Below are 24,971 nucleotides of genomic sequence, written 5' to 3' on the forward strand. Positions count from 1 at the left end.
CGATGATAGTGCGGATACCCGTGTGAAAGTAGGTAATCGTCAGGCTCCTCATGCTCCAAACAAAAACCCCACCCCAAAAGGTGGGGTTTTTGCGTTGGGATTTTCAAAGCATCTCACGCCAGCTTGCGAATAGCCGATTGCTGATAATTCTCGATGCCGATTTTGTCGATGAGGCCGATCTGAATCTCCAGCCAATCGATGTGATCCTCGGTAGCGTCGAGCAGTTCGACCAGAATCCCTCTTGAGACAAAGTCCCGCACCGATTCGCAATAGACGATCCCCTCCTTGCATTGCGCTTGGGCCGCCTGCTCGAGCTTGAGGTCGTTCTGCAGAGCTTCGAGCGTCTGCTTGCCAATGGCCAACGCATGAAGATCCTGCAAATTCGGCAGTCCATCGAGCATGAGGATTCGCTCGATCAGCTTGTCAGCATGCGTCAACTCGTCCATCGACTCGTCGTATTCGTGCGCGCCGAGTTCTTCAAATCCCCAATGCTGATAGAGACGCGCGTGCAAAAGATACTGATGCACGGCCGTCAGTTCGTTCTTCAGCTCGGCATTGAGGTAGTCAATCACTTTCGAATCGCCTTGCATACCGTCTCCCGCCTGGTCGCGTTGCCACACACTCAGAATAGACGTTCGGCGATGACGAGCCGACAACGAGATTCATTCGCATTAGTGGCGACACTGCCGCATCCGCCCGCGTAGCGGAAACTTCCCTCGATTGCGCGATTTTCATGCCTATAATCGAGCGCAAAAGGAACGAGCCGCACAGAGTACGCCTTGCAGATAACAACAAGGAGAGACGTCGTGCCCCGATCGAACCGTACCCGCGCCCCTTCAATCTTCAGCCCGAATATAGCGAGCACGGGCCGTCGGCAGTTCCTCGGCATGGCCGGCGCCGGAATGCTCGCGACACTTCTTCCCGGCTGCGGCAGCGATAACGCCGACTCCCAGTCCTATCCTCAAACCGTCGCCATGGGGCAGCAGGCAATCCAGCAGGCCATCGGCAATCCGACGCAGCCCGTCGCGGCAATATCGGTGGCCATGCTCAAGGGCAGCAACGTGTTCTGGCAGCAGGCGTTCGGCGTATCGTCGGTGCCGAACCAAACCAAGGCGACGACCCAGACGCGTTTCAACATCGGCTCCGTCAGCAAGCTGTTTGCGGCGCTCGCAGCGACGATCCTCCAGGATCGCGGACTGATCACGCTCGATACGCCGATCGTCCGTTATCTCCCGACATTCACGATGCTCTCGCCCGAGTACGCGAAGATCACGACGCGCCAGTTGCTCTCGCATTCGTCGGGACTGCCGGGCACGAATTCGCGCAATCTCTTCACGTTCGCGCCGGTTCCCGGCTACGCAGCCGATACGCAAGCCGAACTCGCGAATACGCATCTGAAGCATTACCCCGGCGAGCTTGCCGTGTATTGCAACGACGGCTTCACGATGATCGAGCAGATCGTCCTCGCGATGACAGGGCAGAGCTTCGCAAGCTTCGTGGAAGCGAACATCCTCGCGCCGCTGAAGATGACGAACTCCAGCTATCTAACGAGCGTGCCGAGCAGCGGCTCGTTCTCGTATCCGTTTGCGAACGGCACGCAGTATCAGGAATTCGTCAACGCCTATGCGACGGGCGGGTTGAGCTCCACGCCCGGCGACATGATGAATCTCGCGCAGATGATCATCGGCGGCGGCATGTTTCAGGGGCAGCGCGTAGTATCGGCGGCGGGCATCGCGCAGATGGGCACGGATCAAACTACCGGACTCCTGATTAATCCGTCGCCCGAATGGAAATGGGGACTCGGCTGGGACTCGATCAGGCAACCGGCGCTCGATGCAGCAGGCGTCCTCGGATGGGAAAAGGACGGCGGAACGGCCTTCTATTCGAGCGAGTTCTTTGTCGTGCCACAGGCGCAACTCGCGCTGATGATCACGGGCAATTCGGGCTACGACGCTCGCAAGATCGCCGAATCGCTCGTGCTCTCCGCGCTGAAAGAGGACGGCTCGATCGCCTCGCTGCCGGCCAAGATCAGCACGACGGCGCCATCGGCCGCATCGGCGCCGAACATCGTCACGGCTGGCGGTATCTACGGCAATTCCGACTCGCCATTCCAGGTGATCGCGAATCCGGACGGCAGCCTGCAATTGAACCAGTGGGATGGAAAGAAGCGTGCGTGGACGCAGCTTGGCGCATACCAGTATCGCAGTGACGGATGGTGGTGGAGCAACAGCGATAGCGCCTCGTATCGCTTCACGGTCGCTTCCGGAACCGATGAGAACGGCCACGCGTACAGCTATCGCTATCTGATGAAGCGTGTGGTGCCAGGCGCGGGTTACGCGTATCTCACGCTGCCGGTCGGTCAGCAACTCGCCGCGCTCACGCCGCTCGACACCGCATGGCAGCAGCGTTTGGACACGCAATGGACCCTGACGAACGATTCGCCAACGGCCGTGCCGATCGTCATCGATGGAAACGAACCGGCTTACCTGACCACGTTGCCCGAACTGCCGGGTTATGTGCTGTACGGCAACACGGACCTTCGCTATCAACTCTTCGTGCCGCTTTCGGACGATCGCGGCGGCATGTCGGTCAAGGTGCCTGGTAACTTCGGTCGCGATCTCTATGAGATCCGCTTTGCGTCAGCGAGTGGCGGCACGACACTGACGCTCGGAAGCTCGATTTACGCGAAGGCTTGAATGAAAGCACTCATTCGAAGCTAATTCACGGGAAGTAACCTGCTTCACATCGGCGATGCATGTGAAGCAGGTTCGACGAACGAACGTCATGCGCGCTGCGTCAGGCGGTGAAGCGATACGGCAAACGCCGCCTCCTACACGACAAGGAGCACATCATGTTCGCACTGCTTTCGCATCTTCTCGGCAAGCTCTGGTTTCCCGTACCGACATGCTTTCGCACAGCGCTTATCTCGCGTCGTCAGGCGATCTTGCCGATCTCGAACGCCGCATGCGTAACGTCGAAGACGAAGACCGCGCTTACAGCATGTCGTTTTGATGCGCGAAGACCCGCATGAAACATCCGCGGCTCAATTCGCCTCACGTCCTGTCGCGAGCCACGGCTTTCGATCTTCGAGGCAGACCATTCCTTCGTACAGTTCGACGTAGGAGCGGATCATCGCATCGAGACTGAATTTGCGCGCATGCTGACGCAGCCGGTCGCGCGTAGAAGGATCGTCGAGCAAGGCGGTCGCCTCGTGAATTTTGTCGATCAACGTCTCGGGCCGGCCGACGTCGAACAGGAGATTCGAACGCGGCTCGATGATCTCGGGAATGCCGCCCATATTCGATCCGACGACGGGCACGCCATGCGAATACGCTTCGAGGACGACCAGCCCGAACGGTTCGTTCCACACGGACGGCACCACCAGAATATCGATGCTGCTCAGGAAATCCGAAGGATCGACCCGTCCGAGGAAAGTCACGCGCGGGTCCGCGTATTTCGTCTTGACCGAATCGACGAAGTCCTGATCTCCGGTGCCGCCGATCGAGAGTGTCCAGTCGAGCGTCTGGTCTGCGAGCAGTTGTTCCAGCAGCAACTCGACGCCCTTTTCAGGCAGCACGCGCCCGAGCATGCCGAGTCGCAATGGAGCGTTTCCATCTTGTCTCGAATGCTGTGCCGCGACGGAATCCATGGCCGGCTGATAGCAATTGTTGATGACGGTCGTCTTTGCCGCACGCGAGAAAAAACCGCTCTCGAGATGCTTCTGCAAGACGAAATCGCTGACGCCGACCGCAACGCTGACCTGCGCGGATGCGATCTGCTTCGGCTTCGCATACAGCGAGCACACGCCGCACTGACTCGCGCAGGGCTTGCCGGCCGTGAGCATGCTCGCCGTCGGGCACAACAGATAGTAATCGTGGATCGTATGTACGATAGGCACGCCCGCGTTGTTGGCGACGCGCCATGCATCGACGGAAAGACACGAGAGGTTGGCAGTATGAATGATGTCCGGCTTCTCGCGCTCGATGATCTCGGCGAGCTTTCGCGTCATCGACGTGTTGCGCACGTCGATCGCGTGCCAGATCAGCTTGGCGACGCGGGAATGCTCGCCAGGCGCATGCGGCCAATAGAGATTGGTCGAACGCAGACGATAGACCTTCGCGCCGTTGACGACTTCATTGCGATCGTCGCCTGTGCCGGTCGCGCAGACCACGCAAACCTCTATGCCTGCCTTGATGAGGCCATCGGCAAGGAGTCGCGTCGCAACTTCGGCGCCGCCGACCTCGTCTGGAAAATATAACGTGTTCGCGATCAGTACTTTCACGGCGTATGGACAGGATGCAGATCACTACGAGCCGGCGGCTTGGCGGTGCGAAAGTCTTCGCGCGCGCCGTAGCTTGTTGAGCGCTTGCCGATGATGTGACGGGGCGGATGACCCTTCATGTGTCGCGGCTCCGGTTCTACAGCGTATGAGCTGATGGCTGACAGTTGGCGCCGCGTCACCTCGATCCGATCGACGACAGGATTGGAAATCGAGTGCGGTCGTTCGAGCTGAACTTTGATCCTGCAAGGTGTGCGGCCCAGTTTACCCCATGAAAGCAAGGGGTATCGCGTTTTTTCAATTTGCGTGCTGCCTACATGCTTTGCGTCTTCCTTATGAATCGATAGCCCGATTTTTACCTTGTGGCCAGCAGCAAAAACGATATGGACCGTGGCAAGGTTACGGACATACGGCGCGTGGCAGCGCCTGTTCTTCGAGCACGCTTTCATACAGCGCGCGATATGACTCGACCATCGCATCGACGTTGAAGCGCCGCGCATAGTCGCGGAAACGCTCGTGCACGCGCGGGTCGTCGAGCAACGCCACCGCTTCATGCAGCTTGCCGATGATCGAAGAGGGCTGCGCGATGTCGAACACCAGATTCGTGCGCGGCTCGATGACTTCGGGAATGCCGCCCGTGTTTGCACCGACGACCGGCACGCCGTGCGAATACGCTTCGACCGTGACCCTCCCGAACGGTTCATTCCAGATGGATGGCACCACGAGAATGTCGATACTGTCGTAGAACGCGTCCGACTTCACGCGGCCGAGATATTCGATGCGCGGATCGTCGTACTTCGACTTGAGCGCCTGAAGATAATCGGCATCCGCATGGCCGCCTACGGCTAGCGTCCATTGCAGCGTATCGTCCGCGAGCAATTGCTCGAGCAGCACTTCCAGCCCTTTCTCCCGCGACACGCGCCCGAGTATGCCGAGTCGCACGGGGCCGCCTGTATAACGGCGCGTGCGCGGCGGCGCAGTCGAAGTTTCAAGCGATTCGCACGCGTTATAGATGACCGCCGTGCGCGACGCACGCGAAAAGTAGCCGCTTTCCAGATGCTTTTGCAACACGAAGCGACTCACGCCGACAGCGACCGCGACGCGCGCCGACGCGATGCGCTTGGGCTGCGCATACACCGAGCACACGCCGCACTGCCGCTGGCATGGCTTCGAATGCGAGAACATGATCGCGGTCGGACACATCAGATAGTAATCGCGCGCCGTATGCACGATCGGCACGCCGGCATTGCGTGCGAGACGCCAGATATCGACAGAGAGGCAAGACAGATTGCTGGTGCTGATCACGTCCGGCTTTTCACGCGCGATGATGCTCGCGAGCTTGCGCGACATGATGACGTTATAGACATCGATGGCATGCCAGATCAGCTTGGCGACGCGGCCGTGCTTCTCGCGCAGATGCGGCCAGTAAAGATTGACCGAGCGAAGCCGATAGACCTTCACACCATTCACGTTGTCCACATGGTCGACACCCGATCCGGTCGCGCAGACCACACAGACTTCGATGCCTGCCCTGACCAGACCCTCGGCCAGTAGTCGCGTAGATACTTCGGCCCCTCCGGGTTCATCCGGAAAATAGAGTGTGTTCACGATCAGTATCTTCACGACGACGAAGTCCCCTTGGAAAAGCCTATGCAAAGACACGGCAGAGCGTAACGCTCTCAGGGTTCGACGATCGGTCAAACGACGGAAAAACCCCGGAAGACAAGGCAGGTATTGAAATCATCATACTCGACGGCGAGCTAACGTCGTGTTTAAAGAATCGTCGAGCCGTGCTTGTCTCTGCCATGACAGATACTCGCGCGAGCGCATTTCGGCTCGACTGCGATGCGGAAAACATAGCAGCTTGTGCACCGGCGTTCAATGTGGTGCCGAACATAGACGCCGATGACATTGGGTGTTGAAAGAAAGAGGAATGCGGGCAGTGATCGAACGCCGCGGCCTGAACCGCGGCGTTCATGCTGTCGTTACTGCGGCTCGTACCACGAATAAGTCGGAAGCGTGGTCAAAGGCTTGCCGATCTGGAACGTGATATCCCGCAGGGACGTCAGCGGAATGTTGCGCGGATCGCCCGTGTAGCGCCGCACGTCGCCGTTATCGTTGATATAGACGACGATGTCGCCGGTGATGCCCGCAACGTTCGTGCTCGAAAGCGGCATGCCCCAGACATCGAATACCTGGCCGAGCGTGAAGTCCTTGAAGTTCGGCGTTTCGATATGAATGATGCCGGTGTTGTCATGCGTGTGCGTTTCATAGTTACACGAAGACAAGATGCCGACATTCTTCGGGAACGCGAGCCACTGCCCGTCCTTGAAGATGGCGACGTGCGAGTGAACGTGGAACGTCTCGGCCATGCCCGCCGCGCAGATCAGGCCATCGACCGGCGCGCCGGTGCCGCCCGTCGCCGTATTGCCATCGGTAAAGTACAGATTGCCCACCAGGCCGCCGTAGCTGAGCGTCGTCACCGTCGACGTGAACGGCGGCGGATCGGTCCACGTATAGGTCGCGATCTGCGTCGGCGTCGCGCCGATGACGAGCGTCACTTCGCCCTTGTCCGGCAGCACGAGGCTCGAAAGATCGCCGGTGTATTTGGTGAGCGTGCCGCCCGTGTTCACCCACGCGGTCACATTGCCCGCGAGGCCCGCCACGTTGGTCGTGCTGAGCGGCTGACCCCAGACGGAGAAGAACTGCCCGAGCGTGTAAGACGCATTCGATGTCACGTCCATGCGGATCTTGCCCGAGGCATCGACGGTGTGGACCGGATACACGCAACCCGTCTGCTTCGCCATGGTCGGCTTCACGTATCCGACGTTCGCCGGCAACGAGAGTTGCTTACCGTTTTGATAAATCGAGAGATGTGAATAGCTGTATTTATTGCCGGCGACCGTGCAGTTCAGATTGGCGACGGCCTGGCCGGTGCCGCCCGTCGATGTAGAGCCGTCGCTCCATTGCGATGCGCCGATCGTCGTACCATCGACGACTGCAGTCGCGGCGGCGAGCGTCGGCGTGCCGGTCGTCGTCGAAGGCGTGCTCGCGCCGGAGGGTGCGCTCGCGCCGCCCGGTGAGCTTGCACCGCCTTCGCCCGAGCTCGTGGGCGAGCTCGATCCGTTGCCCGAACCGCCGCCGCCACCGCAAGCGGCGAGCAATGCGAGCGCTGCGGCCGCGAGTGCGCTTGTCATCCAGCGCGTGTTCATCTGTTTCTCTTTGAGCATGTGTCGACTCCGCCCCTAAGGATTTCTGAAGGTGTTGCGGGTTGCACTGCGGCCGCATGCGCGACGCATGCGTGGCGTGCATCCGGCATCGGAAGCATCGCGAGCCGCTCTCGATGCAAGAAACGCGCTTGCTCGTGGAGACGGTCTCGATACGATTGACGCAAATGTTGACGCCTGTCGCTACGACGCTCGTCTATCGACCGGATGCGTTATGGTCTGACTTGCGTCGGTGAAGTCCAGCGACTCATCGAAAGAGAGAAACCGGTCCGGTTATCTGATTCGCCGGCCCGAGGAAATTTAACGTCGAAGAAATGTCGTCGCAAGCAAAGCAACTTTTGGAAACGTGTTCTGACACCGTGGTTTTCGGGTGTGTGCGTTCGCGTACATACGTGCAGTCCACGATTCAGCAGAAAATCAAGGTTTCGATGAAGTGCCGACGGCAATGAACAGCGCCGTGGCGAAATTCGGTTCGCATTTAACGCGCGGCCGGAGAAAGGGGCGGACGGGGTTTCGTCTGACGTACAGAATAAAGGAGGGGAGTAAATGACTCTCTCGAAGACGTTGTTTCACAGCGTAAGGGACTGGTTGCCCGATAACCTGTACTTGACCATTTATCATCGTCGCCGGATCGGACGATTTCCAAAGCTGCGCAATCCGACGACATTCAATGAAAAAATCCTGCGGCGCTGCCTCGAACCCGATCCACGCTTCGGCGACCTCAGCGACAAGCTGAAAGTACGTGAATACGTTGCGGAAAAGATCGGCAGCGAGTATCTCGTGCCGCTGGTTGCTGAACCATCCGATTTCACGAGAAGTGTTTTCGATGCGCTTCCCCAATCCTTCGTCATGAAGGCGAATCACGGCAGCGGATTCGTGCATGTCGTGCGCGACAAGAACGAAACGTCATTCGAGAAACTCGATGCAATGGCGAAAAGCTGGTTATCGACCGACTTTTATGCGATTGCACGCGAACGACATTACCGAACCATCGAGCGGCGCATTTTCTTCGAGGCACTTCTTACCGGAGAAGATGGAAAGGTCCCGCCGGATCTGAAGTTTCATGTCTTCAACAAGCAGTCGGGCGATCCGAAGATATTCATCCTCGTTATTTCGGATCGTTTCGGAAGCCCGCGCGGCGACATGTACGACGCGGACTGGAATCTTCTCGATATCGGCATGGGCCACTATCCGCGCAGCCCGACTCCGGCTCCGCGACCGGCGAATCTGGATGCGCTCGTTTCGATCGCGCGAAAGCTGTCGAGCGATTTCGAATTCGTGCGCGTCGATCTGTACGATGCGAAAGACCGGATTTACTTCGGCGAGCTGACGTTCACGCCGGGCGCTGGCATGTTCGCGCTGCATCCCGACAAGGTGGACTACGAGTGGGGAAGCCTCATGTAACGTTCACGGCCGGCCGCGCGTGTCGCCCAGCGGAAACTCGATGTGACATCGCGCGCCGTTCCGCCCGATCTCCAGCCGGCCGCTTCCATTGAGCTCGTCGGCGACCTTGCGTTCGATCATCTCCGTGCCGAAGCCGCGTCGTCGAACGTTCGCCGACGCGTCGAGCACGGGCCCGCCATGTTCGGTCCAGTCGAAGCAGAGCCACGTCGCGCCGCTTCGGTCGACGCGCGCCCAACGAATCGTCACGACTCCGCCATCCGCCGAAAGCGCGCCGTATTCCAGTGCGTTGACGACGAGCTCGTGGACGATCATCGTCATCGTCTCGGCGGCTTCCGATGAAAGCGCGGCATGCTCTCCGTCGATATCGAACTTGCCGTTCGTTTCGCCCAGCGCATCGATCTCGAGACGCACGATGTCGTGCAGATCCACTTCGACGTTCAGTCCATCGGCAAGTGCTTGCTCGATGCGCGCGAGCGCTTGCAGCCGCCCGTTCATGAGCGACGCATGGCGTTCGACGCTTCCCGCGCCATCGGCGGTGCGCGCGTTGATCGAGATGATCTCGGCGATGATGCCGCGTACCCGGCGCCTCAGTTCCATGAGCAGCGCGGATTCGTGTTCTAGCGCGTCGCGCAGCGCGTCCGCCGAACGGGCGCGCTCGACCTCGGCCCAACAACGGCCCGCAACGCCTTCGACCAGCGCGACCATCTCCGGCATCCAGCGGCGGGACGTGCGTTGCGTCACGCGAAGAAGCCCGCGCAAGCGGCCTTCGGCCATCACCGGGACGAAAACAGCCGCGCCGATGCCGTCTTCGGCAAGGCTCTGCCTGATCGTCGCGGACAGACGCGGATCGGCCTGCGTATCGCTGATGACGACCGACTGGCCTCGCTCGTACGCCGACGCGAATGGCTCACAGGTCGCGCAGTCTTCGATCGGCAGCCACTCGACCTGCTCGGTGTCCAGTTGCCCCGCGACCATCCGGCAAGCCAGGTGCATCATGCTTTGCGGATCGGTCAGATCGCGCGCCGCGTTCGAGAAGCGCACCAGAAACGCGTTGACTTCCCGCGTGCGTAAGCGCGAGCGTGACAGCTCGATCTGCCCTTCGACGCGCGCCAGCAGCTCGCGCGCGGAAAACGGCTTCGCGACATAGTCGTCCGCGCCGGCCTTGAGCCCCTTGATCGCGGAGTCTTCGCCGGCGTAGGCCGTGAGAAGGATGACAGGCGTGTCCCTGAGCGCATCGTCCTCGCGTATCGCGCGCAATAGAGCGAAGCCGTCCATGCCGGGCATCATGACATCCGCGAGGATCAGCTCGGGCCGGTGCCGATGCGCCTGAGCAAGCGCGAGCGTACCGTCGGGCGCGACGTCCACTTCCCAGCGCGCGCCGAGCAGACGTTGCAGATGCTCGCGAACATCCGCATTGTCGTCGACAACCAGCACACGGCCGCGTTTCGGTCCCGTGGCCGCGCTCAACTCGACGAGGTCATCGTCCTCGAGCGATCCGTTCGGCCGAAGCCAGCGTGCCGCTTCATCGGCCAGCAGTGCGGCGAGCGCCGGCTCGCGCCCGCTCAGGTCCGGGCGCTCGATCGTTTCGAGGCGCGAAGTCAACGGAATCCAGACCTGGAACGTGGTGCCGGAATGCTCCTCGCTGCGCACGGACACTTGCCCGCCCAGACGCTGCACGAGATCCTTCACGATCGCGAGACCGATGCCCGCGCCTTCCGCCGTGCGCGCGCGGGATTTCTGCACGCGATGAAAGCGCGTGAAGACGTTCGGCAGCTCCGACGCCGGAATGCCGACGCCGGTATCGATGACTTCCAGTTCCGCATGCAGCCTGATCGCCTTGAGGCGAACGCTGATATGGCCTTCGAACGTGAACTTGAGTGCGTTCGAAATGAGGTTCGAGACGATCTTCTCCCACATTTCGACGTTGACCGGCACGTGCGGCATGTCCATGTCGATGGCGACGCGGCAATCGAGTCCCGCCGCCTTGATCGCGCCGGAAAACGCGCTGACGATATCCGCGGTGAGCCGGCCGAGATTGATCGGCGCGACGGCGGGCCGTCCCTGAACATCGATGGCCGAGAAATCGAGCAGGCTGTTCACGAGCCGCAAGAGGCGGCGTGCATTGCGCGACGCGACCACGACGTTCGCGGCGGCCTTCTCCGGCAGCGACGGATGCTGGCGGAGCAGCTCGTCGAGCGGCGCGAGCATCATCGTGAGCGGCGTGCGGAATTCGTGGCTCACATTTGAAAAGAACTCGGTCTTCGTGCGATCGATTTCGGCGAGCCGCGCCAGCCGCTCGCGCTCCAGTTCATTGGCGAGCGCGTCGCCGATTCCCGCGCTGACTTGCTGAACGACGAGATCGATGAAGTGCGCGTGCGCTTCGTCCTGAGGCCGATGCGGGCTGAGACCGAGAATCAGGACGCCGAGCGGCCGGGCTCGCGTCGCGGTGCCGAGCGGTATGATCAGCGCGCGCGTCGGGCGCTGGCTGCGCCGGGGCGCCGTGACGGGCGCCTCGAGACCGGGAAAGCGGCAGTCGAGATCGTCGACGGCGAAGCCCGTCAGCACGCCGGATCTCGACGCCGCCAACGCCGCGGACATCGGCCAGCTTCCGTCGTCCCGGACGTTCATCGAGAGCGTGTAGGGCGCAGCCGCGCAGCCGGCCTCGAGACCGGCCGCTCCCGCAAGGCTCGCCTGCTGGCCCGTTTCGTCGAACAGATAGATCAGGGCGAACGGCAAATCCGCCGGCGCGCTGGCGAGCGCGGCGGCGGCGCGTTCGCAGGCTTCGCGTCGCGACAAGGCGTCGGCAAGCGCCTTCGCGAGCGTGTGCAATGCGCGCGTGCGGCGTTCGGCGACGACGTTGCGCGTCGTCTCCCAGCCCGTGTTCTGCACGCCGAGCACGCGGCCTTGCACATCGCGGATGGGCGAGTACGAGAACGTGACGAAAACTTCCTCCACGAAGCCGTGCCGGTCGATCATGATCGGGAAATCTTCGCCCGCGACCGCCTCGCCGTGAGTCAGAACGCCCTTGGCGATGGGTCCGAGCACGTCCGTCCAGACCTCCGGCCACGTCTCGTGCGCGGGCCGGCCGAGGGCGAGCGGATGCTTCGCGCCGAGGAAGACGCGCCAGCGGTCGTTGTAGATCTGAATCAGATCGGAGCCCCACAGGATCGACATCGCCTGCGGTGAATCGATGGCGGTGCGTACGGTAAGCTGCAGTTCGGCAGGCCAGCCGAGCACGCATCCGAGCGGCGTGCGGCACCAGTCGATCTCTCGCGCCAGATGCGCGATCTCGCCGGCATCGCCGAACGTGCGGTTGATGGCGCGCAGCTCCGAGCGCATGCGCGGCTGTGGCGTTCCGCAGACGATCTCGCCGATGACCTGACCAATGTCGTCGAGCGGCACCACCATGTCCGCCGCGCCCGTGGCGATGGCGGCTGCGGGCATTTGCGGATATTCCGCGCTCGCCTGACTCTGCACGATCAGGCGGCAGCCGGCGGCGCGCAACGCGTTCGCGCCCACCGAACCGTCGCGGCCGAGGCCCGTCAGGATCGCGCCGATCGCTCGCGGGCCGAAGCTGCGCGCAACGGATTCGAAGAGCCGGTCGATCGGCCGTTCGATCGCGCCGCCGGGACACGGCGACAGCACGAAGGAACCGTCCGGCAGCAATTCCACGAAGGCGTGCGGCGGGGCGACCATCAGCCTGCGCCCGCCGATGCGCGAGCCGGCGGTGATCCATTCGACCGGATACGCGAGTCGTTCGAAGACCCATAGTGTTGCTTCGGGCGGCAGGTGCATCATCAGCACGACCGTGAGCGGCAAGTCTTTCGGCAGGCCGTCGACGAGACTGGCCGTGGCCATGTGCCCGCCCGCCGACGCGCCAATGACGATGAGATCGAAGGCGGACTCCGGAATCTGCTCCAGCCGGGACTGCGATGTCGGATCGGAAATCTGCACGCGCCACTCCTCGCGATGAAAGATCCGTCTTTCAGGCTAGCACGAATGTGCGAAGCCAATTCGACGCCCATTCGACTCGCGTATTTTTTCCGATCGCTCGATCGGCGTATCTCGGGCACGATAGAACGGCAAGTTCGTTTCAATACCGAGGTCGAGCCATGCAAATCCAGACTGGTAATCTTTTCAGCTTCGAAGCGAAGCGCGGCAATGAGGAGCGTGTCGACATGCTCGTCACCGGAGAGCGTCTGAACGTGGAGCGGATCGTGTCGATGGGGCACGCGAGCCCCGAAGGATTCTGGTACGACGACTCGCGCGCCGAATGGGTCGTGCTGCTGTCGGGCGCGGCCGCGCTCGAATTCGAAGAGGATTCGACGCTGCTCGAAATGCGTCCCGGCGATCATGTGCTGATCGAACCGCATTGCCGGCATCGCGTCGCATGGACGGATGCCGTCGAGCCGACCGTATGGCTCGCGATCTATCACGAACGCCGGGCCTGAAAACAAAAAATGATCGTGTTTCAGCGCGGAACAGGCGGCAAACGTTTGCATTTGGCCGCTTTAACGCTTTCGCAACAATGAGGCGAATGACGCTGCGTCTTGTCACCGAAAGTTCATGAAGAAGCCTTAGCGTGCACTGTTTCTTCATACATCGGCCAGCGTTGTCATGCACTCAGCGTTCTCGAGCTTTCGCGGTTTTTCCGGGCAGAGAGATCTTCGTACTGCCGGCGATCTTTGCAGGGAAGTCCCCTTTGTCGACGCGGAGGGCTCCAATGCACTGGTGATGGAAATCTTCTCCGCGCGCCGCGACATGGGAAGCCTGGCCGTGATCGAAGGATTGCGCCCAATTGGGCTGATCAACCGCGATATCTTCATGTCGCAGATGAGCAAGCCTTTTCATCGCGAGCTTTACGACAAGAAGAGTTGCATCGCGTTCATGGACAAGGAGCCGCTGATCGTCGAAGCGGACGTGAGCATCGAAACCCTCGCATTCAGAACCGTCGATGCCGGCGAAAAGGCGCTCGTCGATGGTTTCATCGTCACGCGCGGCGGACGGTTCTCCGGCGTGGGCAGCGGCCTCGAACTCGTGAGCGCGGTCGCGCAAATGCAGGCGGAGAAGAACCGCCAGATCATGCAGAGCATCGAATATGCGAGCGTGATACAGCGCGCCATGCTGCGCGCATCCGACGACACATTGTCGACGCAGCTTCGCGATGTCGCGATGGTCTGGGAACCGCGCGATGTCGTCGGCGGCGACTTCTATCATTTCGCGGCGTTCCCGCATGGCTGGTTCGGTGCGGTGGCCGATTGCACCGGTCACGGCGTTCCCGGCGCGTTCATGACCTTGCTTGCTTCGGCGTCGCTGTCGAAGGCGATCGAGCAGATCGGTCCGCGCGATCCGGCTGCGTTGCTCGCGGCGGTCAATCGCAACGTCAAGGGCTTGCTCGGGCAAGTGAACGGCGATGCCGCCGGGCATCAATCCAATGACGGACTCGACACCGCGTTTTTCTGGCTCGATGCTTCGGAAAACGTGCTGCATTTCGCGGGCGCGCGCGTCGCGCTGCATATTCTCCCGCCCGATGCGGCGGAGTTCCAAACCATCGCGGCCGATCGCATGGGCGTAGGTTATGTCGACAGCCGCGCGGACTACGCGTGGAATCTGCGCGCGATTGCGGCTCCGGCCGGCAGCCTGATCTTCATTTGCACCGACGGGCTGACGGATCAGATCGGCGGCCCGCGAAACATTTCCTTCGGCCGGCGCCGCATTCTCGATGTTATCCACGCACATCGCGGCGAGTCGCCATGGACGATCTGCGAGCACGTTCGGCAGGCGCTCGCGCATTGGCAAGGCGTGCAGCCGCGCCGCGACGATGTCACGTTCTTTTGTGCCCGTATCTAGTCAATTCAAAGCATGTCTCAACTACTCGATCAGGACAGCGCCTTTTTCGATCTGGCGCAGCGACGCAATGTTCTCTTCTATCACAAGGGATATTTCTCGCATAACATCGTCGCGGCCATGGGCGAAGTCGTGAAGCTGCAACTGGAAGTCGCCGGCGTGAGCGGTCCGACGCGCCGCAAGCTCTTCTCTTCGTTTGTCGAGCTTTCGCAGAACATCGTTCATTACTCGTCGAATGCGCTTTTGCAGGGCAGCGAAGACGAAGGCGCGATACGCGAGGGCGCCGTATGCATCTCGAAGGACGGCGAACATCACGTCATGTTATGCGTCAATCCGATGGCGACCGCCGAAGTGGAAAGCCTGCGTAACAAGCTCGAGCCGCTTCGCAACATGTCGCTCGAAGAGATAAGACAGGCGTACAAGCTATCGCTGCGTTCGGATACACCCGAAGACAGCAAAGGCGCCGGCCTGGGTTTTCTGACGATGGCGCGCGATGCGAGCGCGCCGCTCGAATTCGCTTTTCATCCGCGTGCCGACGAACCCGGAACCACGCTGTTTTGCCTTATGGCCATCATCTGAGCAGGAAGGCACGAGAACATGGATAACTTTTATATTGCCGCCACGACGACATCGCCCGAGGTCGATTTGCGTTTCGATCAGCACGCGTTGTCGCTCAAGGGCGAGTCCTATCCCGAGAATGCGGCCGCGTTCTATGCGCCCGTCATCGAGCAGATGCGCAAGTATCTTGCCGAGCATGCCGGAGCCGTCGTCACGATCGACGTCGCGCTGACTTACTTCAATAGCTCGAGCACCAAGATGCTGTTCAGCATGTTCGACGCGCTCGATCAGGCAGCGCAATCGGGCAGCCGCGTATTGATGAACTGGTATCACGACGAGGAAGACGAGACCATCGCCGAGTTCGGCGAAGAACTGAAGGCCGATTTTCGCGCGATCGAATTCACCGACCGTCTCATCGCTCATCCGGGACGGTAGGCATGCCATCGACATCGTCCGACGATCCGACGCCGGATCTGTTCCAGAACGAAAGTGCGGCGCTGGACAAGGCGCGCGCGATGCACGCGGCGCCCGATGCAGGCGCCGCGGAATATCGCCGGTCGTTGGGGGAACTCATCGATCATTTCGAGCGCCTCATGCGCGAAACGCGGCGTCTGATCGGCCGCAGCGACCGCGCCGAGCGCGAGATGCAGACGCTCGCGCAGCAATTGGCGCATCGCGCGTCGCACGATGCGCTGACGGGCGTGCTGAATCGCAGCGCCGTCATCGAGCAGGCCACGAAAGCGCTGCGCTCGACGAGCGCGGCGATGATCGTGCTCGATATCGACGAGTTCAAGCGGATCAACGATGACTTCGGGCATCCCACCGGCGATGCGGTGATTCTCGGCGTCGTCGATTGCCTGCGGCGCATCGTGGGCGATCAGGGTTTCATCGGACGCGTGGGCGGCGAGGAATTCACCGTGCTGTTGCCCGGACATGAACCGCACAGCGCCGCGCTGCTCGCCGAGCGCATGCGTGAGGCAATTAGCGATACGCTGGTCGTCGAGCCGGTGGATCGACGCATCACGGCGAGCTTCGGCATCAGCAATAATGCGGCGGGAACCGGCTTCGACATCGCATACGGCCTCGCCGATGCAGCGCTGTATCGTGCGAAGCGAAGCGGACGTGATCGCGTGGAAGTTGCCGATCAATAGGCGTATATCCGCTCTTGACGATTACTTTCTGCGTCGCTGATTCATAAGTTTGACTATATCGCTTGTCGGCGCGCTGGTTATCAGGCGCGCGATGTCGTCCAGATGAACCCAGCGGCATTTGGATATTTCGTTACTCGGGCGAGCTTTTGCCCGATTCGGGACTGCGCAGGAAAACACGTGATGGTGTTTCTGCTTGCCGCGAAAGTCGAAAAGATATTTGGCCGACTTTCCCGATAACCGCGTTTCTTCCCGAAGCTCGCGCAGTGCGGCATCCGAAAGATGTTCTCCACGTTTGAGTATTCCGCCCGGCAAGGCCCACTTCGACTGACTGCGGGCGACAAGAAGGATGCGCTTGCCTCTGCGACAGATCACGGTGGCGCGTTTCTTCAAACCGGTCTCCCTTTTACTTCCAGGTATTCTCGACGCGCTTCACGCGCCATCGAATCGGGCAGAGCCTGATTAGCTGTGTATGCTAATACAGAACCATACTCACTCGGCAAGCTCGTAAAGCACGGGCGGCGTACACGCAACAGGCGGAAATCGCTTCATCAAACGGTCACAAACATGCGATGCGGCCAGTTCATTGTGGTAATGTCTGAGCCAGGCGATTTTTTGTTCAACTCGAGGCATTGAAATGGATAGGGATGGTGACTGGCCTTTGCCACGGCCAACCACTTTCTTCAAAGCCGACCGGCGTACTGCCGGATCGTCACTCTCGAAAACGAACTCAATAGCCAGTGCTTTCTCGTCACTGGCGACGCCGGTAATCGCGGAAGGAGTGCAAAGAGCGAAAGAGCTATTTACGACGAGCGATGCGCAAGATTTTCCCCAGCTTCGCGTCGCCTTCAGAATGCTCCGCGCTTTGTACTGGCGTATTCTCCCTATGCTCGAATTTTTCGACCCGTTATCAAGGGCGGGCACGGTCGCAACATCAAAGCGTTGACGTCCGTGCAGAACAAGCTGGGCGGGCTGAATCGGCGCAAGGGCAATGCGGCGAGCTGTCGATACACATACATTGAATCAGGAAATGGCTTACACAACACCGGAAATCACAGAACTCCTGGCGAAACAGGACGCGCTGAACAAGCAACTGGCCGAAGCGAAGGAACGCGAAACGCGCCAGGTGCTGATCGAAATCGTGCAGAAGATGCGCCAGTACGGCATCAGTCTGGAAGAGCTGTCAGGCAGCAAGCCGAAAGCGCAGGAACCGGTCAGGGAAGCGAAGTATCGCGATCCCATCGGCGGCGCGACGTGGAGCGGACGCGGCCGCGCGCCGCAATGGATCGTCGGAAAGAATCGCGATGATTTTCTCGCCGACACGCGCGCCACGAAGACGACCAAAGCCGCCGCGCAAGCCGCGCTGTTCGGCGACGAGGCCTGAAGCGAAGTCTTCGATCAGGCACGCTCACGGCGGCAAGAAAAGATCGCTACAGAAGGGATTTTCCCTGAGCGAGAATCTTGTCGCAGACCTGCTTGGTGACTTGTTCCTTCAGCCCCGCACCGCTCAAGTCGAGCTGCTTGCCGTTGCCGCTATCCAGAATGCCTTTCGCGCCGTTCGTATAGCCTGAATCGCTGGAACCCGAGCCGCCGAGCTTGCTCATCAGCCCGTCCTTGACGGATGACGCACTGCCGCCGAGATAGTTGTTCTTGACGCAATATTCGATAACGCCCGCGACATTGCTCGTGCTGCCCGACGTGAGCGAATCCATCGATAAGCCTCCGGTCAGGCCGCTCAAGTTGTCGAGTGCGCCGCCGCTGCTGCTCTCTTTACCTTGATTGAGCAGATTGCCGAGTTGAGCGTGAGCTACTGGAATGGTAAGCAGGACTGCAGTCAGGATTCCGCCGGCCAGAACATGACGCCTTGAGAAGATCATGGTGCCTCCGAGGTTTGATCTCTCACTATAGACGATGAACGCGCGCGGGTCGGCATCGACTGCGCGCGTTTCGATTCGTTGAAAAGTACCGGATATTCAAGCGCGAATCATCCACCTGTTCCCGTGACGCGCCATACGACATTGCCGACGTCATCGGCGATGAGAAGGCCGCCGTCGCGATCCTGCGCCACGCCCACGGGTGCGCCGTATAGCTCTTTCTGATCCGCCGATGTGAAGCCGGTCACGACATCTTTCGGCGGGCCGACAGGCTTGCCGTTTTCGAATGCGACGTAGGACACGACATAACCGCTCAGCGGCGAGCGATCCCAACTGCCATGTTCGCCGATGAACGCGCCGCCCCGATATTGCGCCGGCAGATTGCCGCCGGTATAGAACGCCAGCCCGAGCGGCGCGACGTGCGAACCGATAGCGTAATCGGGCGGAATCGCGCGGGCGACGAGATCGGGGCGCTGCGGCTGCGCGCGTGGATCGACGTGCTGTCCGTAATAGCTATACGGCCAGCCATAGAACGCATTCTCTTTTACTGAAGTCAGATAGTCGGGGACGAGGTCCGCACCGCTTTCATCGCGTTCATTGGCAATTGCCCAGAGCTGCTTCGACTTCGGTTCCCATTGCAGTCCGGTCGGATTGCGAATGCCCGCTGCATAGATACGGCTCGCGCCCGTCGCCGTGTCGACTTCGAGAACGTCGGCGCGCCGGTATTCGACCTCCAGTCCGTTCTCGCCGACATTGCTGTTCGAGCCGACGCCGACATAGAGCTTCTTGCCATCGGGGCTCGCGAGCAGGGCCTTGGTCCAGTGATGATTGATCGTGTCCGGAAGATCGGCCAGCTCGACGCCGCGCTCGGCGATGCTCGTTTCGCCCGTCTTGTAGGGAAACTTGAGGATCGCGTCGGTATCCGCGACATAGAGCGTGTCACCGATCAGTTGCATGCCGAACGGCGAATGCAGTTGATCGATGAACACATGCCGCTCCCACTCGCCACTCGCGCTTTTCCTCAACAGCGTGATGCGATTCGCGCCTTTCGCCTTTTTCCCCGACTTGCTCGCGATCAATCCGGCGATGAGTTGCTTGGGCGTCGTCACCGCTTCCTCGTTCGGGCTGTTGGATTCGGCCACGAGGACATCGCCGTTCGGCAGCGCGTAGACCTGACGCGGATGCACGAGACCGGACGCGATCTTTTCGATCCGCAATCCTTCCGCGACCTTGGGCGTCGCGCCGTTGCGCCAGCCGACGTATTCGGGAACCTGCATCGGCGGCGCGAAGAAGTTGCGTGCGTCCGGCAGTGGAGGCTTCTCGCCCGCCTGATGTTGCGCATCGTACTGCGCGTGTTCGTTGCATCCGCTCATCGATGCCGCGAATGCGATCGCGAGCGCGCCTATCATCATGCGCTTATTCATGAGCCGCCTCCGCGAGAACGAGCCGGTGCATGGCCATCGCGATATGACCGATGCTCAGAAGCACCACGGTGATGACCGAGAGAATGACGTTCTCCGGAACCATCGCATAGGCATCGCGGCTATGCACGAAGGCGTTGACGACAGCGGCGACGATCGCGATCAGATTGAGCCAGAAATCGATTCGTTCGATCCGCGAGACCGCGCGCCGCTTTTGCAGCCATACGTGACCGAGATTGAGCAGCCGCGGAACGATGGCGATGATGAGACCGGCCGTCACGAGCCACGCCGCGCCTTTTCCCCAGAACACATTGCGCGTGATGGCGTAGCTGATGTCGAAGATCAGCGTGCCGACAAAAACCCCGTAAGGAATGGGATCGAGCAATTCGAATATCGCCGGAGCGAATTTCGATGGAGGTCTCGAAGTGGCGGATGAAGTGGACATAGCTTCTCTTCCGAATGCGCGTGGTTTTTAGCCCTTGCGCATGCGGCATGCCCGCGCGCGTACTTCGTTGTTGACCGTTGAAAGGAGAAGAGATGAAACGGTGTGCCTGTTTCGACAGGATTCAAGCGAAGGTCCGGCGTGATCGACGACGTAAGAAGCGCTCCGATCGATGTCGCACCTCGAACTCGGTGCGACATCGTCGGCCGCTCACAGCAGACGCGGATCCAGCGGCGGAGGCGCGGACGGTAGCGCGGGCAGCGGCGGCGGAAGATGAAGCTCCTTCAGCAGCGCGGCGCCGGGCCACGAATCGGGCAGCTTCGGCATCTCGGGAAGCTTCTTGCTATCGGGATTGGTCAGATACAGCATGCCGCCGCGAATGGCGGACATCGCATTGCGATGCATCGTTTCGACGCACGGCAGGTCGGTGATGGTCAGAGTGGTCATGGCAGGTCTCCCGGCAAAAATAAAAGTAATTGAATGGCGACGGACGAGTCGCCATTCGATCTTTTGCACAGGTTGTGCCAAGCGAAGCAGAGCGCGCCGGTCATCGGTTTCGCTCGAATTTATCGACGCATAACGGCGTACTCCGAACGACAGTTCGATCGCGCGATGTCGGCGCGCGCCCGACACTCAATCCAGCGCGACGACGGGAACCGACACGCGGCCTTCCATCAGTACGCGCGCGCTGCGGCTCATGATCGCTTTCTTCACTTGCCATTCGCCGTTCGCTTCGACGGCTTCAGCGCCGACGCGCAACGTGCCCGACGGATGCCCGAAGCGCACCGACTGACGCTCGCCGCCGCCCGCCGCGAGATTGACGAGCGTGCCCGGAATCGCCGCCGCCGTGCCGATGGCGACCGCCGCCGTGCCCATCATCGCGTGATGCAGCTTGCCCATCGACATCGCGCGCACGAGCACGTCGACATCGTCCGCGCCGATGCGCTTGCCGCTCGACGCGACGTATTCCGCCGGACGCGCGACGAACGCGATCTTCGGCGTGTGCTGCCGTTTGGCGATTTCATCGAGGCTCTTGATGAGCCCCATGCGCAGCGCGCCGTATGCGCGAATGGTTTCGAAGCGCTTCAACGCGGCATCGTCGCCGTTGATCGCGTCCTGAAGCTCGGTGCCCTTGTAGCCGATGTCCTCCGCGTTCACGAAGATCGTCGGAATGCCCGCGTTGATCATCGTCGCCTTGAAGGTGCCGACGCCGGGCACGTGCAGATCGTCGACGAGATTGCCGGTCGGGAACATAGCGCCTTCCGCGCCTTCTTCCTCGGCGGCGGGATCGAGAAATTCGAGCTGCACTTCGGCGGCGGGGAACGTCACGCCATCGAGTTCGAAGTCGCCGGTTTCCTGGACGGCGCCGTTGGTCATCGGCACATGCGCGATGATCGTCTTGCCGATGTTCGCCTGCCAGATGCGCACGATTGCAATGCCGTTATCCGGCACGCGGTCGGGATCGACGAGGCCGCTCGTGATCGCGAACGGACCGACCGCCGCCGAAAGATTGCCGCAATTGCCGCTCCAGTCGACGAATGGCTTGTCGATGGCGACCTGGCCGAAGAGATAGTCGACGTCATGTCCGGCGCGCGCGCTCTTCGAGACGATGACCGTCTTGCTCGTGCTCGACGTCGCGCCGCCCATGCCGTCGATCTGCTTGCCATACGGGTCCGGGCTGCCGATCACGCGCAGAAAGAGCGCATCGCGCGCGGGGCCGGGCACGCGCGCCGCTTCGGGCAAATCGTTCAGGCGAAAGAAAACGCCCTTGCTGGTGCCGCCGCGCATGTAGGTCGCGGCGATCTTGATCTGAGGTGCGTGTGCCATGTGATTCGTATCCTTGATTGAATGTCAGGCCGCTTCTTTCGACGACTCCAGGAAATCCTGCGCGAAGCGTTGCAGCACGCCGCCGGCTTCGTAGATCGAGACTTCCTCGGCCGTGTCGAGCCGGCACGTCACGCTCACTTCGACGCGTTCGCCGTTCGCACGATGGATGACGAGCGTGAGATCAGCACGCGGCTTGCGCTCGCCGATGACGTCGTAGGTTTCAGTGCCGTCGATGCCGAACGTCTGCCGATTTTCGCCCGGCTTGAATTCGAGCGGCAGCACGCCCATGCCGATCAGGTTCGTGCGATGAATGCGCTCGAAGCCTTCCGCGACGATCGCTTCGACGCCCGCGAGACGCACGCCTTTCGCGGCCCAGTCGCGCGACGAGCCTTGTCCGTAATCCGCACCCGCGACGATGATGAGCGGCTGCTTGCGCTCCATATACGTTTCGATGGCTTCCCACATGCGCGTGACGCGGCCTTCGGGTTCGATGCGCGCGAGCGAGCCTTTCTTCTGTTGACCATCGACGATGGCCATTTCGTTGATGAGCGTCGGATTCGCGAACGTCGCGCGCTGCGCCGTCAGATGATCGCCGCGATGCGTCGCGTACGAATTGAAATCCTCTTCGGGCAAGCCCATTTTCGCGAGATATTCGCCGGCCGCGCTGTTCGCGAGAATCGCGTTGGACGGCGAGAGATGGTCCGTCGTGATGTTGTCGCCGAGCACCGCGAGCGGGCGCATGCCCTTGAGCGTGCGAGCGCCTGCAAGCGCGCCTTCCCAATACGGCGGACGGCGAATGTAGGTGCTTTGCGCGCGCCAGTCGTAGAGCGGGCTGATGGCTTCGCCGCTTTGCGCGGTCAACGCGAACATCGGTTCGTAGACGCGACGGAACTGCTCGGGCTTCACGCTTTGTTTGACGATGGCGTCGATTTCCTCATCGCTCGGCCAGATGTCCTTCAGATACACGGGCTGGCCGTTCTTGCCGATGCCGAGCGCATCGCGTTCGATATCGAAACGGATCGTGCCCGCGATCGCATACGCGACGACGAGCGGCGGCGACGCGAGAAACGCCTGCTTCGCATACGGATGAATGCGGCCGTCGAAATTGCGGTTGCCGGACAGCACGGCGGTCGCGTACAGATCGCGATCGATGATCTCCTGCTGGATCGCCGGGTCGAGCGCGCCGGACATGCCATTGCACGTCGTGCACGCGAACGCGACGATGCCGAAGCCGAGCTTTTCCAGATCGGGCAACAGACCGGATTCCTGCAGATACAGTTCGACCGCTTTCGAGCCCGGCGCGAGCGACGACTTTACCCACGGCTTGCGCGTGAGACCTTGCGCATTCGCATTGCGCGCGATGAGCGCCGCCGCGATCACGTTGCGCGGATTGCTGGTGTTCGTGCAGCTCGTGATCGCCGCGATGATGACCGCGCCGTCCGGCATCTGCCCCGGCGTTTCTTCCCATTTGCCCGCGATGCCGCGCGTCGCCAGTTCGGACACCGGCAGGCGCTTGTGCGGATTCGAGGGACCCGCCATGTTGCGCACGACCGTCGACAGATCGAAGCGCAACACGCGTTCGTATTCCGCGTGCGTCAACGAATCGGCCCACAGGCCAGCGGTTTTCGCGTAATGCTCGACGAGGCTCACTTGCTTGTCGTCGCGGCCCGTGAGACGCAGATACTCGATCGTCTGCTCGTCGATATGGAACATCGCGGCGGTCGCGCCGTATTCGGGCGCCATGTTCGAGATCGTCGCGCGGTCGCCGAGCGTGAGGCTCGACGCGCCTTCGCCATGGAACTCGAGATACGCGCCGACGACCTTTTCCTTGCGCAGGAATTCGGTGAGCGCGAGCACGATATCGGTCGCCGTGATGCCCGGCTGACGCTTGCCCGTCAGCTCGACGCCGACGATATCCGGCAGACGCATCCACGATGCGCGGCCGAGCATCACATTCTCCGCTTCGAGCCCGCCGACGCCGATCGCGATGACGCCGAGCGCATCGACGTGCGGCGTGTGGCTGTCGGTGCCGACGAGCGTATCGGGATACGCGATGCCATCGACCGCGTGAATCACCGGCGACATGCGCTCCAGATTGATCTGATGCATGATGCCGTTGCCCGGCGGAATCACATCGACGTTCTTGAACGCCTTCTTCGTCCAGTTGATGAAATCGAAACGATCTTCGTTGCGCCGGTCTTCGATCGCGCGATTCTTCGCGAACGCATCCGGATCGAAGCCGCCGCATTCCACCGCGAGCGAATGATCGACGATGAGCTGCACCGGCACGACCGGATTCACCTTCGCGGGATCGCCGCCCTGGTCCGCGATCGCGTCGCGCAGGCCAGCGAGATCGACGAGCGCGGTCTGTCCGAGAATGTCGTGGCAGACGACGCGCGCGGGAAACCACGGAAAATCGCGCTCGCGCTTGCGTTCGACGAGCTGCATCAGCGATTGTTCGAGGATCGCCGGATCGCAGCGGCGCACGAGATTCTCGGCGAGCACGCGCGAGGTGTAGGGCAGCTTGTCATAAGCGCCGGGCGCGATCGCTTCGACGGCTGCGCGCGCGTCGAAGTAATCGAGTGTGGTGCCGGGCAGGGGTTTGCGGTTTGCAGTGTTCATCGCCGTGTCTCGGTCATGGCATGGTCTTTCGCGCGCCATGCTCAAAGGTATTGTGGGGAAGCCCCCTTCGACTGGAAATCCGGGCTATTTTAGGCGCCGATTTCAAAAATAACCCGCCGCCGGCGCGGCGACGGGCCGAAGCTCTTCACGGATCTCGCGTATCACCGTAAAGAGGGCTGATGCGATTTACGCACGCTTTGCCAGCGGGACGAACTCGAGGTTGTCCGGACCGGTGTAATTCGCGCTCGGCCGGATGATCTTGTTGTCGATGCGTTGCTCGATGATGTGCGCGCTCCATCCCGACGTGCGCGAGATCACGAAG

General features: G+C 61.1%; 23 protein-coding genes. 9 read left to right on the forward strand and 14 right to left on the reverse strand.

Going from position 1 to position 24,971, the window contains the following annotated elements:
• Positions 1 to 113 precede the first annotated feature (113 nt).
• The gene (gene bfr / locus QCE49_RS33250) at positions 114 to 590 is read right to left on the reverse strand and encodes a bacterioferritin (protein WP_250442157.1); all 477 of its coding nucleotides are present in this window, start codon (positions 588 to 590) and stop codon (positions 114 to 116) included.
• A 312-nt stretch (positions 591 to 902) separates the two neighbouring features.
• On the opposite strand from bfr, the gene QCE49_RS33255 reads away from it, so the two are divergent.
• Positions 903 to 2,696, forward strand: coding sequence for a serine hydrolase (locus QCE49_RS33255; RefSeq protein ID WP_250460612.1), 1,794 nt, complete (start codon positions 903 to 905; stop codon positions 2,694 to 2,696).
• Positions 2,697 to 2,904: 208 nt separating this feature from the next.
• Positions 2,905 to 3,012 (forward strand): DUF3563 family protein, encoded by a 108-nt coding sequence (locus QCE49_RS33260; RefSeq protein ID WP_250460614.1) that lies wholly within the window; start codon positions 2,905 to 2,907, stop codon positions 3,010 to 3,012.
• A gap of 31 nt (positions 3,013 to 3,043) precedes the next feature.
• Here the strand turns inward: QCE49_RS33260 and QCE49_RS33265 are convergent, their stop codons facing one another.
• From QCE49_RS33265 to QCE49_RS33280, 4 genes are all read right to left on the reverse strand, one after another.
• Positions 3,044 to 4,282 carry a glycosyltransferase family 4 protein gene (locus tag QCE49_RS33265; RefSeq protein WP_008345906.1) on the reverse strand — a complete coding sequence of 413 codons (1,239 nt, stop codon included), beginning with the start codon at positions 4,280 to 4,282 and terminating at the stop codon, positions 3,044 to 3,046.
• Between the two features lie 396 nt (positions 4,283 to 4,678).
• Positions 4,679 to 5,941 (reverse strand): glycosyltransferase family 4 protein, encoded by a 1,263-nt coding sequence (locus QCE49_RS33270; RefSeq protein WP_309806850.1) that lies wholly within the window; start codon positions 5,939 to 5,941, stop codon positions 4,679 to 4,681.
• 323 nt (positions 5,942 to 6,264) lie between these two features.
• Positions 6,265 to 7,509 carry a hypothetical protein gene (locus QCE49_RS33275; protein WP_250460618.1) on the reverse strand — a complete coding sequence of 415 codons (1,245 nt, stop codon included), beginning with the start codon at positions 7,507 to 7,509 and terminating at the stop codon, positions 6,265 to 6,267.
• A 414-nt stretch (positions 7,510 to 7,923) separates the two neighbouring features.
• On the reverse strand, positions 7,924 to 8,370 hold the full coding sequence (locus QCE49_RS33280; protein ID WP_250442169.1) for a hypothetical protein: 447 nt from the start codon (positions 8,368 to 8,370) through the stop codon (positions 7,924 to 7,926).
• Here QCE49_RS33280 and QCE49_RS33285 point away from each other — a divergent pair.
• Positions 8,269 to 8,910 (forward strand): ATP-grasp fold amidoligase family protein, encoded by a 642-nt coding sequence (locus QCE49_RS33285; RefSeq protein WP_235366241.1) that lies wholly within the window; start codon positions 8,269 to 8,271, stop codon positions 8,908 to 8,910. The genes QCE49_RS33280 and QCE49_RS33285 overlap by 102 nt on opposite strands.
• A gap of 3 nt (positions 8,911 to 8,913) precedes the next feature.
• On the opposite strand, the gene QCE49_RS33290 is transcribed toward QCE49_RS33285, so the two are convergent.
• Positions 8,914 to 12,864: a chemotaxis protein CheB gene (locus tag QCE49_RS33290; protein ID WP_250460620.1), complete on the reverse strand. Its 3,951-nt coding sequence runs from the start codon at positions 12,862 to 12,864 to the stop codon at positions 8,914 to 8,916.
• A gap of 158 nt (positions 12,865 to 13,022) precedes the next feature.
• Between QCE49_RS33290 and QCE49_RS33295 the strand changes: the two genes are divergently transcribed.
• The 5 genes from QCE49_RS33295 to QCE49_RS33315 all read left to right on the forward strand — a co-directional run bounded on the left by QCE49_RS33295 (position 13,023) and on the right by QCE49_RS33315 (position 16,466).
• Positions 13,023 to 13,361: a cupin domain-containing protein gene (locus tag QCE49_RS33295; RefSeq protein ID WP_250460622.1), complete on the forward strand. Its 339-nt coding sequence runs from the start codon at positions 13,023 to 13,025 to the stop codon at positions 13,359 to 13,361.
• Between the two features lie 283 nt (positions 13,362 to 13,644).
• Positions 13,645 to 14,760, forward strand: coding sequence for a SpoIIE family protein phosphatase (locus tag QCE49_RS33300; RefSeq protein WP_250437800.1), 1,116 nt, complete (start codon positions 13,645 to 13,647; stop codon positions 14,758 to 14,760).
• A gap of 12 nt (positions 14,761 to 14,772) precedes the next feature.
• Entirely contained in the window at positions 14,773 to 15,336 is a 564-nt protein-coding gene (locus QCE49_RS33305) for a SiaB family protein kinase (protein ID WP_008345892.1), read from the forward strand.
• A gap of 18 nt (positions 15,337 to 15,354) precedes the next feature.
• Positions 15,355 to 15,750: a DUF1987 domain-containing protein gene (locus tag QCE49_RS33310; RefSeq protein WP_008345890.1), complete on the forward strand. Its 396-nt coding sequence runs from the start codon at positions 15,355 to 15,357 to the stop codon at positions 15,748 to 15,750.
• A 2-nt stretch (positions 15,751 to 15,752) separates the two neighbouring features.
• Entirely contained in the window at positions 15,753 to 16,466 is a 714-nt protein-coding gene (locus tag QCE49_RS33315) for a GGDEF domain-containing protein (protein ID WP_250460624.1), read from the forward strand.
• A gap of 21 nt (positions 16,467 to 16,487) precedes the next feature.
• On the opposite strand, the gene QCE49_RS33320 is transcribed toward QCE49_RS33315, so the two are convergent.
• Complete coding sequence (locus QCE49_RS33320) at positions 16,488 to 16,856, reverse strand: NUDIX hydrolase (RefSeq protein WP_008345887.1); 369 nt, start codon at positions 16,854 to 16,856, stop codon at positions 16,488 to 16,490.
• A gap of 637 nt (positions 16,857 to 17,493) precedes the next feature.
• Between QCE49_RS33320 and QCE49_RS33325 the strand changes: the two genes are divergently transcribed.
• The gene (locus QCE49_RS33325; RefSeq protein WP_008345885.1) at positions 17,494 to 17,847 is read left to right on the forward strand and encodes an H-NS family nucleoid-associated regulatory protein; all 354 of its coding nucleotides are present in this window, start codon (positions 17,494 to 17,496) and stop codon (positions 17,845 to 17,847) included.
• 46 nt (positions 17,848 to 17,893) lie between these two features.
• Here the strand turns inward: QCE49_RS33325 and QCE49_RS33330 are convergent, their stop codons facing one another.
• The 7 genes from QCE49_RS33330 to QCE49_RS33360 all read right to left on the reverse strand — a co-directional run.
• Complete coding sequence (locus QCE49_RS33330; RefSeq protein ID WP_250460625.1) at positions 17,894 to 18,340, reverse strand: DUF2501 domain-containing protein; 447 nt, start codon at positions 18,338 to 18,340, stop codon at positions 17,894 to 17,896.
• A gap of 107 nt (positions 18,341 to 18,447) precedes the next feature.
• A complete protein-coding gene (locus tag QCE49_RS33335) occupies positions 18,448 to 19,761 on the reverse strand; it encodes a sorbosone dehydrogenase family protein (RefSeq protein WP_250460627.1) in 1,314 nt (437 codons plus the stop codon).
• Positions 19,754 to 20,203, reverse strand: a complete 450-nt coding sequence (locus tag QCE49_RS33340) for a DUF2231 domain-containing protein (RefSeq protein ID WP_309806851.1) — start codon at positions 20,201 to 20,203, stop codon at positions 19,754 to 19,756. Before QCE49_RS33340 ends, QCE49_RS33335 begins: the two co-directional genes overlap by 8 nt.
• Positions 20,204 to 20,410: 207 nt before the next feature.
• Positions 20,411 to 20,647 (reverse strand): hypothetical protein, encoded by a 237-nt coding sequence (locus tag QCE49_RS33345; protein WP_175982216.1) that lies wholly within the window; start codon positions 20,645 to 20,647, stop codon positions 20,411 to 20,413.
• Between the two features lie 186 nt (positions 20,648 to 20,833).
• Positions 20,834 to 22,027, reverse strand: a complete 1,194-nt coding sequence (gene prpF / locus QCE49_RS33350) for a 2-methylaconitate cis-trans isomerase PrpF (RefSeq protein ID WP_250437806.1) — start codon at positions 22,025 to 22,027, stop codon at positions 20,834 to 20,836.
• Positions 22,028 to 22,051: 24 nt separating this feature from the next.
• Positions 22,052 to 24,649 (reverse strand): Fe/S-dependent 2-methylisocitrate dehydratase AcnD, encoded by a 2,598-nt coding sequence (gene acnD / locus QCE49_RS33355; protein ID WP_008345873.1) that lies wholly within the window; start codon positions 24,647 to 24,649, stop codon positions 22,052 to 22,054.
• A gap of 186 nt (positions 24,650 to 24,835) precedes the next feature.
• Positions 24,836 to 24,971, reverse strand: a 136-nt coding sequence (locus tag QCE49_RS33360; protein WP_409017631.1) for a citrate/2-methylcitrate synthase, incomplete at its 5' end; no start/stop codon positions are given.

The sequence above is a fragment of the Caballeronia sp. LZ008 genome, from assembly GCF_031451435.1.
GTDB classification, from domain to species: domain Bacteria; phylum Pseudomonadota; class Gammaproteobacteria; order Burkholderiales; family Burkholderiaceae; genus Caballeronia; species Caballeronia zhejiangensis.